15 protein-coding genes are annotated in these 15812 nt (G+C 32.9%); 8 read left to right on the plus strand and 7 right to left on the minus strand.

All coding sequences use genetic code 11. From position 1 onward, the window contains the following. Window positions 1-43 precede the first annotated feature (43 nt). From prfA to H611_RS0113230, 3 genes are read left to right on the plus strand one after another with little or no spacing between them, the layout of a single operon-like run. Window positions 44-1120 (plus strand): peptide chain release factor 1, encoded by a 1077-nt coding sequence (gene prfA / locus H611_RS0113220; RefSeq protein WP_027138833.1) that lies wholly within the window; start codon window positions 44-46, stop codon window positions 1118-1120. A gap of 35 nt (window positions 1121-1155) precedes the next feature. Next, complete coding sequence (pyrF, locus tag H611_RS0113225) at window positions 1156-1971, plus strand: orotidine-5'-phosphate decarboxylase (RefSeq protein ID WP_027138834.1); 816 nt, start codon at window positions 1156-1158, stop codon at window positions 1969-1971. Window positions 1972-2028: 57 nt separating this feature from the next. Further along, a complete protein-coding gene (locus H611_RS0113230; RefSeq protein ID WP_245574796.1) occupies window positions 2029-2814 on the plus strand; it encodes an ABC transporter substrate-binding protein in 786 nt (261 codons plus the stop codon). A 262-nt stretch (window positions 2815-3076) separates the two neighbouring features. Here the strand turns inward: H611_RS0113230 and H611_RS0113235 are convergent, their stop codons facing one another. Together H611_RS0113235 and H611_RS0113240 are read right to left on the minus strand one after the other, a co-directional pair. Continuing rightward, the gene (locus tag H611_RS0113235) at window positions 3077-3283 is read right to left on the minus strand and encodes a Lacal_2735 family protein (RefSeq protein ID WP_027138836.1); all 207 of its coding nucleotides are present in this window, start codon (window positions 3281-3283) and stop codon (window positions 3077-3079) included. Window positions 3284-3393: 110 nt separating this feature from the next. Then, entirely contained in the window at window positions 3394-4104 is a 711-nt protein-coding gene (locus tag H611_RS0113240; RefSeq protein WP_027138837.1) for a DUF4197 domain-containing protein, read from the minus strand. Window positions 4105-4289: 185 nt separating this feature from the next. On the opposite strand from H611_RS0113240, the gene H611_RS0113245 reads away from it, so the two are divergent. Next, a complete protein-coding gene (locus H611_RS0113245; RefSeq protein ID WP_027138838.1) occupies window positions 4290-4865 on the plus strand; it encodes a hypothetical protein in 576 nt (191 codons plus the stop codon). A gap of 20 nt (window positions 4866-4885) precedes the next feature. Here H611_RS0113245 and purU read toward each other — a convergent pair whose 3' ends face one another. Further along, a complete protein-coding gene (gene purU / locus H611_RS0113250) occupies window positions 4886-5740 on the minus strand; it encodes a formyltetrahydrofolate deformylase (RefSeq protein WP_027138839.1) in 855 nt (284 codons plus the stop codon). Between the two features lie 187 nt (window positions 5741-5927). Here purU and H611_RS0113255 point away from each other — a divergent pair, with 187 nt between their 5' ends. Then, window positions 5928-9347, plus strand: a complete 3420-nt coding sequence (locus H611_RS0113255) for a methylmalonyl-CoA mutase family protein (protein WP_035483862.1) — start codon at window positions 5928-5930, stop codon at window positions 9345-9347. 71 nt (window positions 9348-9418) lie between these two features. Next, a complete protein-coding gene (locus H611_RS14585) occupies window positions 9419-10021 on the plus strand; it encodes a Crp/Fnr family transcriptional regulator (RefSeq protein WP_027138841.1) in 603 nt (200 codons plus the stop codon). A gap of 222 nt (window positions 10022-10243) precedes the next feature. Here the strand turns inward: H611_RS14585 and H611_RS0113265 are convergent, their stop codons facing one another. Beyond that, window positions 10244-10678 (minus strand): hypothetical protein, encoded by a 435-nt coding sequence (locus H611_RS0113265; protein ID WP_316928857.1) that lies wholly within the window; start codon window positions 10676-10678, stop codon window positions 10244-10246. An 86-nt stretch (window positions 10679-10764) separates the two neighbouring features. Here H611_RS0113265 and H611_RS0113270 point away from each other — a divergent pair, with 86 nt between their 5' ends. Beyond that, on the plus strand, window positions 10765-11208 hold the full coding sequence (locus H611_RS0113270; protein WP_027138843.1) for an Lrp/AsnC family transcriptional regulator: 444 nt from the start codon (window positions 10765-10767) through the stop codon (window positions 11206-11208). A 14-nt stretch (window positions 11209-11222) separates the two neighbouring features. On the opposite strand, the gene H611_RS0113275 is transcribed toward H611_RS0113270, so the two are convergent. Beyond that, window positions 11223-12191 (minus strand): YpdA family putative bacillithiol disulfide reductase, encoded by a 969-nt coding sequence (locus tag H611_RS0113275; protein WP_027138844.1) that lies wholly within the window; start codon window positions 12189-12191, stop codon window positions 11223-11225. Beyond that, complete coding sequence (locus H611_RS0113280; protein WP_027138845.1) at window positions 12176-13402, minus strand: MFS transporter; 1227 nt, start codon at window positions 13400-13402, stop codon at window positions 12176-12178. Before H611_RS0113280 ends, H611_RS0113275 begins: the two co-directional genes overlap by 16 nt. A gap of 262 nt (window positions 13403-13664) precedes the next feature. Here H611_RS0113280 and H611_RS0113285 point away from each other — a divergent pair, with 262 nt between their 5' ends. After that, a complete protein-coding gene (locus H611_RS0113285) occupies window positions 13665-14273 on the plus strand; it encodes a DUF1684 domain-containing protein (protein ID WP_027138846.1) in 609 nt (202 codons plus the stop codon). Between the two features lie 21 nt (window positions 14274-14294). Here the strand turns inward: H611_RS0113285 and H611_RS0113290 are convergent, their stop codons facing one another. After that, window positions 14295-15332 (minus strand): SRPBCC family protein, encoded by a 1038-nt coding sequence (locus H611_RS0113290; RefSeq protein WP_027138847.1) that lies wholly within the window; start codon window positions 15330-15332, stop codon window positions 14295-14297. Window positions 15333-15812: the final 480 nt, after the last annotated feature.

Here is a 15812-nt window from a genome sequence, read left to right on the forward strand (position 1 = left end):
TTCATAAAATATCGTATTTTTGGTCCTCAATTAAAATTGGTAGATGTTAGAGAAATTACAAATAGTAAAACAGCGTTTTGATGAGGTTAGTGATTTAATCATTCAGCCAGATATTATTAGTGATCAAAAGCGTTATGTCGAGCTAAACCGGGAATATAAGGACTTGCGTATTTTAATGGATAAACGTGAAGCCTACATAGAATTAACTGAAAATTTAGCTGAAGCTGAAGAGATTATTGCAGACGGCAGTGATCCTGAAATGGTAGAAATGGCTAAAATGCAGTATGATGAAGCTAAAGAAGGTATTCCTAAACTTGAAGATGAAATTAAATTTCTTTTAATACCTAAAGATCCTGAGGATGCTAAAAATGCGGTAGTTGAGTTGCGTGCTGGAACAGGTGGTGATGAAGCTAGTATATTTGCTGGAGATCTGTTTAGAATGTATACAAAATACTGTGAAAGTAAAGGCTGGAAAGTTGATACGGTAGATTTTAGCGAGGGAACCAACGGTGGTTTTAAGGAAATTCAGTTTGAAGTTTCTGGGGAGGATGTTTACGGAACTCTAAAGTTTGAAGCGGGAGTTCACCGTGTGCAACGAGTGCCACAAACAGAAACCCAAGGGCGTGTACATACCAGTGCAGCCACTGTAATGGTATTTCCAGAAGCTGAAGAGTTCGATGTTGAAATTAATCCTAAGGATGTAAGAATAGATTATTTCTGCTCATCAGGACCTGGAGGTCAGTCGGTAAATACAACCTACTCGGCGGTACGATTAACACACATTCCAACAGGATTGGTAGCGCAATGTCAGGATCAGAAATCGCAGCATAAAAACAAAGAGAAAGCCTTTAAAGTATTACGTTCACGTTTATATGATTTAGAGCTGGCAAAGAAACAAGAGGAGGATGCAGCGAAACGTGGTAGTATGGTTAGTAGTGGTGATAGGAGTGCTAAAATTAGAACTTATAATTATCCGCAGGGCCGTGTTACCGATCACAGAATTGGCTTAACATTATACGATTTATCGAATATTGTAAATGGTGATATTCAAAAAATAATAGACGAATTGCAGTTAGCTGAAAATACTGAGAAACTGAAAGCAAACGATAACGTGATTTAAAATTTAAATAGCCTCGTAAAGAGGCTTTTTTATGTATGACAACAGCACAACTTATTAACGAGATTAATAAAAAGAAATCTTTTTTATGTGTAGGATTAGATGTTGATTTAAATAAAATCCCTCAGCATTTATTAGAAGAAGAAGATCCCATTTTTGCTTTCAATAAAGCTATAATAGATGCAACGCATCACTTATGTGTGGCCTATAAACCTAATACAGCTTTTTATGAGGCGTATGGTATTAAGGGGTGGAAAGCTTTAGAGAAAACCATAAAGTATATTAACGAAAATCATCCGGAAATTTTCACTATTGCCGATGCTAAACGCGGTGATATTGGGAATACCAGCACGATGTATGCTAAAGCATTTTTTGAGGATTTGGCTTTCGATTCGGTTACTGTAGCACCATACATGGGGAAAGATTCTGTGGAGCCGTTTTTAGCGTTTGAAGATAAGCATACTATTATGCTGGGCCTAACTTCCAATGAAGGTGCTTTCGATTTTCAAACTAAACTGGTAGATGGTAAAGAATTGTATAAGCAAGTTCTTGAAACCTCAAAGTCTTGGAAAAATGCCCATAATTTAATGTATGTAGTAGGAGCAACAAAGGCCGAGTATTTAGCTGAAATTAGGAATATTATTCCTGAAAGCTTTTTGTTAGTTCCTGGAGTAGGAGCGCAAGGTGGAAATTTACAAGATGTTTGTAAATACGGAATGACTGAAAATGTTGGTCTACTCATTAATTCTTCAAGAGGTATTATATACGCATCCAAGGAAACGAACTTCGCAGAAGTGGCAGGACAAAAGGCTGCTGAATTACAAAAGGAAATGGCTGTGATATTAGAGGCTTAGATTTTGTGGTTTTAGTATTCAAGATATAATTTAATGCAGATTAAATATCAAGATCAAATGAATAGAACGATTCGTTTAGGGCAATTTCCTAAGCGAATCGTCTCTTTAGTACCTAGTCAAACCGAGTTGCTTTGCGATCTGGGACTAAAAGATTTATTAGTTGGGGTGACTAAGTTTTGTGTGCATCCGCATCAAATTAAAAAGGAAGTAGCAGTCGTAGGTGGTACTAAACAGATTCATATTAATAGAATAAAACAACTACAACCTGATATTATACTGTGTAATAAAGAAGAGAATACAAAGGACATTGTCGAAGCCTGTGAAGGTGTTTGTCCGGTTCATGTGTCTGATATCTATACTTTAGATGATAGTCTTCAGCTCATAGAACAATATGGTAAATTATTTAATTGTGAAAAGCGCGCTCAGGAATTAGTAGAACTGATACGTTTAAAAAAAATTGATTTTGAAGCTTATATAAAAGGGAAAAGATATTTTAAAACAGCTTATTTTATCTGGAAATCACCATGGATGGTAGCTGCAAATAATACTTTTATTAATTACTTGATGGCTTTGCAAGGTTTTGAAAATCAGTTTAGGCATTTAAAGAGGTATCCGGATATAGAGCTAAGCGAAGAGAACCTTTCTGGTGTAGAACTGGTATTACTTTCAAGTGAGCCTTATCCGTTTAAAGAAGAACATAAAGACTACTTAAAAACAGTGATACCAAATGCTAAAATACTTTTAGTAGATGGAGAAATGTTTTCTTGGTACGGATCTAGGTTAATAAAGGCCTTTGATTATTTTAAAAACTTGCGTCAGCAGCATTTAAATGTGATTCCTTAAGTGTAAAAATTGTTTTTTTCATCTTAAAGGCTTCATTGTATAAAATATCACTAGACTTCGAATCTGATTGAATCAAATTATATGCTTCAACAATGAAATTATTGTATAAATTTTCTAATTCATTAAGACTTAAAACTTTCCTGAGGTTTGGCCTTATATACCCTACTTTACAAAAATGATTGTTCATAAACTTGTTTTAGTGTAAGTACGCGTTTATGAGGGAATTAGATGTTTCCTTAAAGTTAAAAAAATGTAAAATATTTTAGTAATGCAGTGGATTTTGCTTGGTTATCTCTCGGTTTAAATACTTAAGTCTATTTAATTTATTGAGAAGTTTTATCGCTTGGTATTCAGAGATGTCACTTAAAGCAGAATCTGTTTGACGAAAATTATAAGCCTGCTCAACTAATTCTTTGTAGCGGGCGTTAAGTTTTTCTTGATTGCTTTTTATAATATTCGTTCGGTCCATCGTTAAGTTCTGAATAACAAGTATTTAAATATACGTTTTTTTTTATTTTGAAATAAAAAAATCTGATAAAAATTTTATTATCAGATTTTTAAAGTAAAATTAAAACGAAATTAGTCTTGTAAAGCAAATACTTTTTGCAGCAAATCTGTAGTTCTAGAACTTAAATTAGTACGAATTTCTTTTTCCTCAACGCCAATCATAGTAAACACTCCTTTAAGAGCCTCCTGTGTTACATAATCGGTTAAATCAGGATTTACATTAGAAGTAAATGGGATGGAATTATATTTATTGATAATATTAGACCAAATTTGATCGGCTCCAACTTTAGAAAATGAATTCTTTATAACCGGATGAAATTTGTTATATAAAGCACTTTCTGTTTTGTTATTTAAATAGGTTGTTGCTGCATGATCTCCGCCTAATAATATATTTTTAGCATCACTAAAAGTAATACCCTTAACAGCATCAATAAAAATTGGAGTAGCTTCTTTAACCGCGTCTTCGGCGGCGTGGTTAATAATTTTTAAACCTTCATCGGCTAAATTGCCTAAGCCTATATCTCTTAAAGTTTTATCAACTTTTTGAAGTTCTTCAGGTAGTAAAATTTTGACGAGATCATTTTTATAGAAGCCATTAGTTTGGGTCAATTTAGTGACTTGTTTTTCTATACCTAAATTTAAGGCTTCACGTAAGCCAGAGGCTATTTGGTCATTGCCAATACCTGTAGTAGTCCCTTGAGGGAGCTGGTTAACTACTTGTTGTAATTCAGCACACGTATTAAATGTACATGTGATTAATAATCCTAAAAGTATTTTTTTCATAGTAGATTGTTAAGAGCGCTAAAAATAGTAAATCAAAATGTTTTACTTATATCATGAAGTTTTATTTGTTAATAACTAAAATCAATTGTGTATTAATAAAATATTAGGTGTTTTTTTGTAAATTAGCTATCAAACTAAATGAAATAATAATAATATTTTAAAAAATTAAAGTTTAATTAAGTGCTATGTCTAATCCAAATCTTAAAATAGTTAGCATTTCAAACAAAAATTTAAAGAAAGAATTAATGGTTTCTTCCAATGAGGTAACTTCATTGAGAAATTTTTTGAAAGAAGTTATTGGAGAAGATATTTTAATTATTAATACTAATTTAGGATTAGATATTTATTATCTGGGGGTTACATCACATGAGGAATTAATAGTAAGTTCGTTTTTACTAGTAACAGCAGGTATAAAAAAAGAACGAAATAACTTCTATATAAAATCGTTGAATTCCAGAACCGACGTTATGCTTGAGACACAAATATTTTTTAGAAGATTAATTAAGAATCCATTGCTCTGTAAAAGTTATATTAAAAGTCTATCGAATCAATTGAATGAAATGCCAAAAACTCAATCTAAACTTTTAAAAGAGATGGTATGCCTATGGAAAGAAGTGTTTTTTAAAATGAATGAGGATACAGGTATTGATAAAATGATTCCTTTTCTTGTAAGATTTCAGGATAATAGCTATTCAGAAAACAACAATCCTGTATTACAGCATTTAATAAAAGCCGCATTAAGTGCAGATCGGATAAATTGATACCTTGGCTATTTATTGCATTAAGAGAAAATAACTGTTTTGTTATTATATACCATTACTTTTCTGTTGGTATGTAACTTTACAGCCGTTGCAAGTACAATTTTCTCTAAGTCGCGACCTTTTGCTATTAAATCGGCAATAGAATGTGTATGCGATACATGAGCAACGTCTTGTTCTATAATTGGGCCTCCATCTAGTTCTTCGGTAACATAATGACTGGTAGCCCCAATAATTTTAACGCCTCGTTTAAATGCAGAATGGTAGGGTTTTGCTCCTACAAATGCGGGTAAGAAAGAATGGTGAATGTTTATTATTTTATTCGGGTATTTTTCAATGAGCTTGCTAGAGATGATTTGCATATAGCGAGCCAATACAATAAAATCGATGTTATAAGATTCTAATAATTCTAATTGCTTTTGTTCTGCAATTTCTATGGTATCCTTGGTTACGGGGATATGATGAAAAGGGATTTTAAAATTATCTGCAATTGGTTTTAGATCCAAGTGATTACTTATAATGAAGGGTATTTCTAAGTTTAATTCTCCAGAATTGTAGCGACCTAACAGGTCATATAAGCAATGGTCGTATTTAGATATAAAAAGAGCCATTTTAGGTTTCTTTTGCGAAGAATAAATACGCCATTTCATTTCGAAAGTATCTGCTAGATTCAATTTAAATGAAGCTTTAAAATCTTCAGTAGAAAACCCCTCATGGTTAAATTCACTTTCCAAACGCATGAAAAAGACATTTTGTTCGCGATCTACATGCTGGTCTAAATAAACAATATTTCCTTTATTTTTTGCAATAAAATTAGTTACGGAAGCAATTATATTTGGTTTGTCTTCACAGTGTACTAAAAGGGTGATTTTATTCATGAAAATGTATCTTTTGCCTTATATGTGATATGTACATTACATTTTTAGCTGGTGTTTAAATCAAAAATAACTTAAATATCAGATAAGTAAAGCTAGAATTATAAATTTTAGAAAATCATTTGTAATCAATTGATTTTTTTGAATATTTCGTAAATTTGAGGCCTTGATATTAATTTATTTTATAAACATGCAGATAACTCCATATAAGCCAAAAAACAAAGTAAGAATTGTAACAGCCGCTTCATTATTCGATGGTCACGATGCGGCCATTAATATTATGCGTCGTATTATACAGGCTACAGGAGTAGAAGTTATTCATTTGGGACATGATAGAAGTGTAGAGGAGGTTGTTAACACGGCAATACAGGAAGATGTTAATGCTATTTGCTTAACGTCTTATCAAGGAGGACATAATGAGTACTTTAAATACATGTACGATTTGCTTCAAGAACAGGGTGCGGAGCACATCAAGATTTTTGGTGGAGGTGGAGGGGTTATCCTTCCTGCTGAAATTAAGGAGTTAATGGATTATGGAATTACCCGAATCTATTCACCAGACGATGGTCGTGAAATGGGCTTACAAGGAATGATTAACGATTTGGTTGAAAAGTCAGATTTTCCTTTAGGTGAAAGTATCCAAATTGATGTTGAGAATCTAAAAAATAAAAATGTTAAGGACATTGCAAGATTAATTTCTTCGGCTGAAAATTTTCCGGAAGTAGCGCAATTGGTATTAAAACAAGTTGTTGAAAAAAATAGAAGCTCGCATGTACCCGTATTAGGAATTACAGGTACAGGAGGTGCAGGAAAATCTAGTCTGGTAGACGAATTAGTAAGACGCTTTCTTATTGATTTTCCCGAGAAAACCATTGGAATTATTTCGGTTGATCCTTCAAAACGAAAAACAGGGGGCGCACTTTTAGGTGATAGAATTCGCATGAATGCTATTAATAATCCCCGTGTTTATATGCGTAGTTTAGCGACAAGACAGTCTAATTTAGCCTTGTCTAAGCACGTGAGCGAAGCGGTTGAAGTATTAAAAGCGGCCGCTTACGATTTAATTATTTTAGAAACTTCAGGAATTGGTCAAAGCGATACCGAAATCTTAGAACACAGTGATGTGTCGCTATATGTGATGACGCCAGAATTTGGTGCAGCTACCCAATTGGAAAAAATTGATATGCTTGATTTTGCCGATTTAGTAGCGGTGAATAAATTTGATAAGCGAGGTGCCTTAGATGCCATTCGCGATGTGAAAAAACAATACATGCGTAACCATAATCTTTGGGATGCTAAGACAGAAGATTTACCAGTGTATGGAACAATAGCTTCTCAGTTTAACGACCCTGGAATGAATAGCCTTTACAAAGCTGTTATGGATACGCTTGTTGAAAAGACTGATGCGGCATTAGAATCTTCATTTACTATTTCTAAGGAGATGAGTAAAAAGATTTTTGTGATACCCCCCAATAGAACCCGTTATTTATCTGAAATTTCCGAGAATAACAGAAATTATGATAAAGAGGGCTTAGTACAAGTTGAAGTGGCACAGAAGCTTTACGGTATTTATAAAACGCTTGAATCCGTCTTGGAATTACCGATAAGCTTGGATAAGTATGGAGTTGAATTATCACCAGAAACAATTGAAAGTATAGAAAATCCCGATTTTGTAAAAATGCTTATTTCGGAATTTGACCGTGTAAAATTAAATCTGAATCCATACAACTGGGAAGTGATTTTAGATTGGAAAGAAAAGGTAAATAAATATAAAAATCCCATTTACGCTTTTAAGGTTCGGGATAAGGAAATTAAGATTGAAACACACACAGAATCTTTATCTCATTTGCAAATTCCTAAAGTGGCTTTGCCTAAATATCAGGCGTGGGGCGATATTTTAAAATGGTGTTTGCAGGAAAATGTACCCGGAGAATTCCCATATACTTCTGGGTTATATCCGTTTAAACGTACCGGAGAAGATCCGGCACGGATGTTCGCAGGTGAAGGAGGTCCAGAGCGTACCAATAAACGATTTCATTATGTGAGTATGGGCTTACCCGCAAAGCGTTTATCTACGGCTTTCGATAGTGTAACATTGTATGGTAATGATCCAGATTACAGACCTGATATTTATGGAAAAATTGGAAATGCTGGAGTAAGTATTTGTTGTTTAGACGATGCTAAGAAATTATATTCCGGTTTTAATTTAGCAGATGTTATGACTTCCGTGAGTATGACAATAAACGGGCCAGCTCCTATGTTGTTAGGGTTTTTTATGAATGCTGCTATCGATCAACAATGTGAACTTTACATTAAAGCCAATGGTTTAGAAGAAAATGTAGAAGCCAAAATAGCTAAAATATATGCGGATAAAGGGGTGGAGCGCCCTAAGTATCATGGTGAACTTCCGGAGGGGAATAATGGATTAGGATTAATGTTATTGGGGGTTACCGGTGACCAGGTGTTACCAGAAGAGATCTATCAAGAAATAAAGAAACAAACTATTTCTCAGGTTAGAGGAACCGTTCAAGCCGATATTTTAAAGGAAGACCAAGCACAAAATACCTGTATTTTCTCTACGGAGTTTGCCTTACGATTGATGGGAGATGTACAGGAATATTTTATTGAAAATCAGGTTCGTAATTTTTATTCCGTTTCAATATCTGGATATCATATTGCCGAGGCTGGAGCGAATCCTATTTCTCAACTGGCGTTTACTTTAGCCAATGGATTTACTTATGTTGAATATTACCTGTCCAGAGGTATGGACATTAATAAATTTGGACCAAATTTATCATTTTTCTTTTCAAATGGGATAGACCCTGAATACGCTGTTATAGGTCGAGTGGCTAGAAAAATTTGGGCTAAAGCTCTAAAGCATAAATATGGTGCTAACCCACGGGCTCAAATGTTGAAGTATCATATTCAAACTTCAGGAAGAAGTTTACATGCTCAGGAAATCGATTTTAACGATATCCGCACTACCTTGCAAGCGCTTTATGCTATATATGATAATTGTAACTCATTGCATACCAATGCTTACGATGAGGCAATTACAACACCTACCGAAGAATCCGTGCGTCGTGCCATGGCGATTCAGTTGATAATTAATAAGGAGTTAGGTTTGGCCAGGAATGAAAATCCAATACAAGGATCTTTTATAATAGAAGAACTTACAGAGTTGGTTGAAGAAGCCGTTTTATTAGAATTTGATCGGATTACAGAACGAGGAGGTGTATTAGGAGCGATGGAAACCATGTACCAACGTAGTAAAATACAGGAAGAGAGTTTGTATTATGAAACCTTAAAACATAATGGAGAATTTCCAATAGTTGGTGTAAATACCTTCTTGAGCAGTAAGGGATCGCCAACAGTAGTTCCTGTTGAAGTTATTAGAGCAACTGAAGAAGAGAAACAGCAACAAATACATACCTTACAAAATCTTCATAAGGCTTATAATACAGATGAATTATTGAAAGGATTACAACAAAAGGCTATTGAAAATGAAAATACTTTTGAAGCGTTAATGGAAGTTTGTAAATATTGTTCTTTGGGTCAGATAACGAATGCATTATTTGAAGTAGGTGGACAATATCGTCGAAATATGTAATAATAATATATTTTAGAATAATTCAACATTGAAAAACACTTATATTTGGTAAGGTAATATACAATTTAAATATGCCTATACTAAAGAATAATAATTTGTTCAGCATTGTATTGTTGAATTCTATATATCCCTTATCGAAATCTTTAAATAAATTTTTATCACAATCTATCATTTCAACTCAATATAAAAAAGGAGAGTTTATTGTTAAAAATGGCGAATATTGTAATCGACTACATTTAATTCGGAAAGGGTTGATTCGTGGTTTCTTTTATTTTGATGACAAGGAAATTACAACTTGGGTGAGTGTCGACAATGAAATGGTAACTTCAATTTCGGGTTATTTTAAAAAGGTACCAGCCTTAGAAAATATTCAGTGTTTAGAAGATACTTATACCGAAAGTATTAGTTACGAGGATATGCATTATGCATTAGAGCATTTCAAGGAAATGGCTCATTTAAATAGAATTTTAATGGAACAATACTATCTGCACTCAGAATACCGGGCATTTATGACTAGAATTCCGCGGGCAAGAGACCGATATGATTATTTTGTGAAGATTTCTAATCCAGAGATCGTTAAACGATTGCCAAAGAAATATTTAGCATCACTTTTAAATGTGCGACCAGAAACTTTATCTAGAATTGAGATACCTGAGTTTAAAGAAAATTCGTGAGAAAATTGATTTAGGTCAATTTGTGATTAAATTATGTAATAAAAATAATTAATCTACTATTACATTAGCAGTGGCTTTCATAAAATAATGTCTTATGAAGTCTTGGTAAATGCTATTATCAAAAGTAGGTTTCTATTATCAGTGATTATTAATTGAGCTGGATAATTAGATAAAAAAACACATCCTTCGATGTGTTTTTTTATTTTATATGGGTTACAAATATTATAAAGTTAATAACCAAGAGCGTTGTAACTGTTTAAATTTCTTTAATTCACTGCGTAACATAGGTAAGAAATCCTTGCCATTGCTATTAGATTTTTCTAATCTATATGAATTTCTATAAAGTAAAGTAGTTAATCTTTTTAAAGTAGCAATATGTTTGTATTTTCTTTCAGAATGACGCTCCATTTCGGCATTTAAAATTTCCGGAGCTAACGAAACAGATTGTTGTACAATATCACCCGAAAAATAGACATCTGTATCTTCTGTACCATCATTTTTGAGACTTGATAAGTCATCACTTAAATACGAGGAAATGCTTTGCGATAGAGTGAATATCTCTATGGCTTTTTTATAAATCGGTAAATCCGATAGGTTTGGTGGGGTATTCGATAGCATATTCTTTGTTTTCTTAGCAATTGTATCAAAATTACTCACTAGAAATGATTTATGTCTTTAAGTTTTAAAGTTAATTTGTATTTTTACTTTAATATTTAATTATTTAATGCTTAATTTCTTTGTATATGGATATTGATACGCTTAATTGGAAGATTTTAAAGTGTTTGCAGGATAATGCACGGCAGTCTAATGCAGAAATTGGACGTCAAGTAGGTATTAGTTCTCCGGCAGTTTCGGAACGTATAAAGAAAATGGAAGATGCAGGAATTATAGTAGGTTATAAGACAGTGGTTTCTCCTTTAGACATGGGACATCAATTAAAGGCTATTATTACATTACGTGCTTTTATAGGAAAATTAAAGCCATTTTTAGAGAAAGTTAAAACTTATGATGAGGTTTTAAATTGCTATAGAATAACAGGTAATGAAAATATAGTCATGGAAGTGGTTTTACGAAATCAGAAGCATTTGGAATCGTTTATAGATCAATTGATTATTTATGGAGAAACTAAAACCCAGATTGTATTATCTCATGTTATTCGTTATAAAGAAATAAAACCGCCAAAATAATACGTTGTAATATTCTATAGTTTTTTTTCGATATACTGAGCAATACGTTTTGCGTGAATTCTAGAATTTTCTATAAACCATTTATGGGTTTCTTTACCGCCACAAATAACACCAGCTAGAAACAATCCGGGAACATTCGATTCCATAGTATTTGTATTGTATGTTGGGATATGTTTTTCATCATCCGATGAAGTAATGCCACATTGCTCTAATAATTTAAAATTTGGTAAATATCCTGTTAAAGCAACAACGTAGTCATTAGGAATGGTAATAAGTCCATTGGGCGTTTCAATATCTACGGTATCTGTACCAATTTTTTTAATTTCTGAATTAAAATAAGCATCGATACTGCCTTCTTTAATGCGGTTAATAATATCTGGTCTAACCCAATATTTTACGCGCTCTCCAATAGATTCACCACGTACAACCATAGTAACGCGACCTCCTTTACGCCAAATTTCTAAGGCTGCATCTACCGCCGAATTGCTTGCGCCAACCACTATTACATGCTGCAGGGAATAATTATGGGCTTCCTTGTAATAATGTGTAACTTTAGGTAATTCTTCACCAGAAACATGTAATAATTTAGGAATATCGTAGAATCCGGTTGCGATTATAACACGTTTTGAAATGTATTTTTTTTTGTTGGTAGAAATTTGAAATTCATCATTTTCTTTATTGACAGCTTCAACAGTTTCATATAAATGAATATTTAAGTTATTGGAGGTAACCACACGTCTGTAATATTCTAAAGCTTCATCCCGATTGGGTTTTGGATTATTACTAATAAAAGGAATGTCATTGATTTCTAACTTCTCTGACGTCGAGAAAAATGTCATGTTTTTTGGATAGTTAAACAAGGAGTTCGTTAGCGCTCCTTTTTCTATAACTAAATAGTTCCAGTTTCGTTTTTTACATTCTAAAGCGCAGGCTATTCCAATAGGACCTGCGCCAATAATTAATATATCTAAGTTGTTTTCCATAGTTTAATTCTTTTTTCAGTATTCAACTTCTTTTTCAAGCTAAATAAAATGAATGCACAGATGGCAGCTATTCCTGTTATAATGTACCAAGTATTATTGTAACCAACCTGAGCTGTTAACTGCAATCCGGCATTATGCCCAAATATATGAGCAATAGAAAATGATATGGAATACAATGCCATATATTCGCCTTGATTTCCTTTTTTAGCGCGTTCGATAGCAAATGCATTAGAGAAAGGAAAGGCGATCATTTCCCCAAATGTCATGAGTAGCATACCTACTACGAGTATCCCCGACCAACTTGTTAAATTAAGTATTAGCAAACTTAATCCAGTAAGTATAGCACCAAAGAACATGAGGCCTAATTTGCTGTATTTTGAGTTTTCTAGCCATTTTATTAAAGGCATTTCAAATATAAAAATTAGAAATCCATTAAGCCCTAAAAGTATACCAATTTCGAATTCAGATAGCACATGTACTTCTTTATAATAAATGGTAATGGTTGAAAAATATTGTAAAAATACAATACCAAATAAAGCCATTGCGAGTAAAAATATCATAAAAATGTTATCACTATAAGCTGAAACAGGATTTTCTACTTTTATTTCATCTAAAACTTTAGCTTTTTTGGGATTGAGCACTTTTATCATTAAAAGTGTAGCAATAATACAAGTAATACCATCAACCCAAAATAGACCAGCATAACCGAGCTCTGTTATAATGAGACCTCCTAAGGCAGGACCTGCAGAAAAGCCTAAGTTTATTGCTAAACGGATAAGCGTTAAAGAGCGGATTTTATTCTCTGGTTTGCTATAGGCGTTGAGAGCTACGAAAATGGCTGGTCTAAAGCTATCAGCCACTAACATTACAATAAATATACCGATGCAAATAGAAACAAAGGTATTTAAATACTGCATGGCTATAAATAAAAACCCTGTGGAAAATAAACTGTAAACCATAACTTTATAATAACCAAAAGTGTCGGTTAATTTACCGCCAAGCCATGAACCGGCAACAGATCCTAAGCCAAAAGCGCTCATAATCCAACCAATATGACTGTTCGTGAAATTTAAATCTTCCTTTAGATATAATGATAAAAATGGTATCACCATGGTTCCGGCACGATTAATTAGTGTAATAAGTGCCAGCCACCAGATTTCGGAAGAAAGGCCATGAAAGGATTTTAGGTAATTATTAAAAAGGGTTTTCATTGGTTTGTTTTAATCATAGTTAATTTTGATTAAAAGTCGTTTATCGACTAAAAATAAAAAGTCCGACTATGAAGTCGGACTTTTAAACATTGTAATATTTTATAATAACATCAGCACAATGTATAGCAAGTCCTTCTTCTCCTTTTAGAAGTATAGGTGTTTTGCATTTTACAAATAGTGATATTACGACGCATTTCTTCCTTTATTTGTTACAAACTTATATAAAAATATTGTAAGTTGCTCCTTTCAAAATAAAATATTTATGAAAAAGGTCTTTTTAATTGTCACATTATTAGTGGTTTGTTGTGTTTCTTGTGATAATGGTAAGCAGTACCTAAAAGGGCAAACGGCGTTCCAAAAAGAGTTAAATGCCGAATTTAAAGACGCGACTAAGTCACCGTTAAAAGAGAAGGACAGAACTGAGTTTGAAGGTTTAGATTTCTTTACGTTCGATTCCACTTATGTGGTAAAAGCTAAACTACAAAGAACGCCCAATAGCCAATCATTTAAAATGAAAACGACAACCGATAGGCTACCTGAGTACGTAAAATATGGCATCTTAACATTCGAATTAAAAGGTGAAACTTTTAACCTAAATATTTATCAGAATTTAGGGTTAATGAAAAAGGAAGGTTATGAAGATTATTTGTTTTTACCTTTTTTAGACGAAACTAACGGTTTAGAAAGTTATGGAGGTGGGCGTTATATTGATGCGAGAATTCCTGATGGTCATATTTTAATCATAGATTTTAACAAGGCGTATAATCCTTATTGTGCTTATAATGATAAATATTCTTGTCCCATAGTGCCGCGAGAAAATTATTTAAAAACCCGAATTGAAGCTGGGGTTAAAAAGTTCAAAGATCACTAAATCAGCTAGCCTTAGGTAAAATTAATTTGTTGTTTTTACCTCTTTAATGGCTATATAAATTTCTGTTCGCCATTTGGCAGGGTTTGGAGTGTCACTTGGTGAAGTATGGTAGGTTTCTATCATTGGACCATTTTCAGAAAACGTAATGTCATTTTCCGAAATATATTCAAACGTTGTATCCCAAGCTTCTTTCAAATTAATATAGTCGCCAGTTAAAGTTGTTTTTACCGCCTTAAAAGAGTCTAATTTGCCTGTAAGAATATTATCGGCTGTAGTAATTACTTTTTCGGTGGTTGGAACACAACATGAGAAAATAACAGCATTATTTTCTTTATCCCATTTTTCATAATTTACAAATGGCTTACCCGAAAAATGAATATTATGAGTGTTCGCATAATTTATAATTTCAGGAAATTTGTTATGAATATTTTTAGATAGATCACTTATTTTACAAGATGTGGTATTATAGATATAGAAGCCGCCACTATGATATGTGGGGCCGTCGATAGTAATATCGTAAACTTTCATACTAGCCAAAACAATACTATCTAATTTTTCTAGGCTTCGTTCGTAGTGAGGGCCAATTTGTTTATCTATACCTCCGGAAAATAAAGTATATGCTTTAAATCCGAAAGGTAATTTTTCACCTTTTATAGTCCAGATTACCTTGGTGGTATTGTCGGAACTGGACTTAAAATTCCATGTGACTTCTGAAGGTGGAAAATCTTCAAATTGCATTTCTTGAATTATAGAAGATGTTGGAGTTGCTTTCAAAGTTTTCATCGTACCCGCTCCATTTTTGTCTTGCCAAGAATAGGAGCCACCTACATTACTAGTTTGCTCGGAGAATTTTATAATTATATTAGGGTCTTCTTCCACCCAGGAAGACCATTTTGGCCAATTTTTGAAGTCGATAACATTGTCATAGACAACAGATGCAGGAGCATTTAATTTACGACTTCGAGTAACTTCAAATTCATTTGGTTGTACAGCTATATATACAGAAATGCCAATAATAGCGGTAAGCAGTAATAGCAAAAAGAATTTTAAAATTTTCATAATATAGGGAGTGGTTATAACAAATATAATCAAATAAAAACGATTTTGTCATTAGGAAATCTTCCCCAGTAAATTGAAAATCTAATTACTGAAAATAAATAGAATACTATAGATTAGTTGATGTGCTATTTATGGTTCAGTATTTTTGTTTACACTAAATATTAATAGTAAGGCATTAATAAAAATAAGAGCACCGATAATTAATAGAATATTCATTGGTTAGTCTTTTTAGTTAGTTGATTATAAGATGCGGTACTTATAAAATGGTTGCGTCTTAAAACGTTAAAAAACAAATAAATATTATTCTAACCTAATTTTATTTAAATATAAATTTAATGGCCACTATAAATAAAATAAAACTAATAAAGGCTATAAGCATCCAAATGCTCCCTGAATAAAACTTTTTATGTAGTTTTAAATCTTTGCGGTACGTGTAGGCAATAATAAGTGAAAAGGCGATAAAAAATAAAACACCGAAAA

It is taken from the genome of Gaetbulibacter saemankumensis DSM 17032 (genome assembly GCF_000425645.1).
Classification (GTDB): Bacteria; Bacteroidota; Bacteroidia; order Flavobacteriales; family Flavobacteriaceae; genus Gaetbulibacter; species Gaetbulibacter saemankumensis.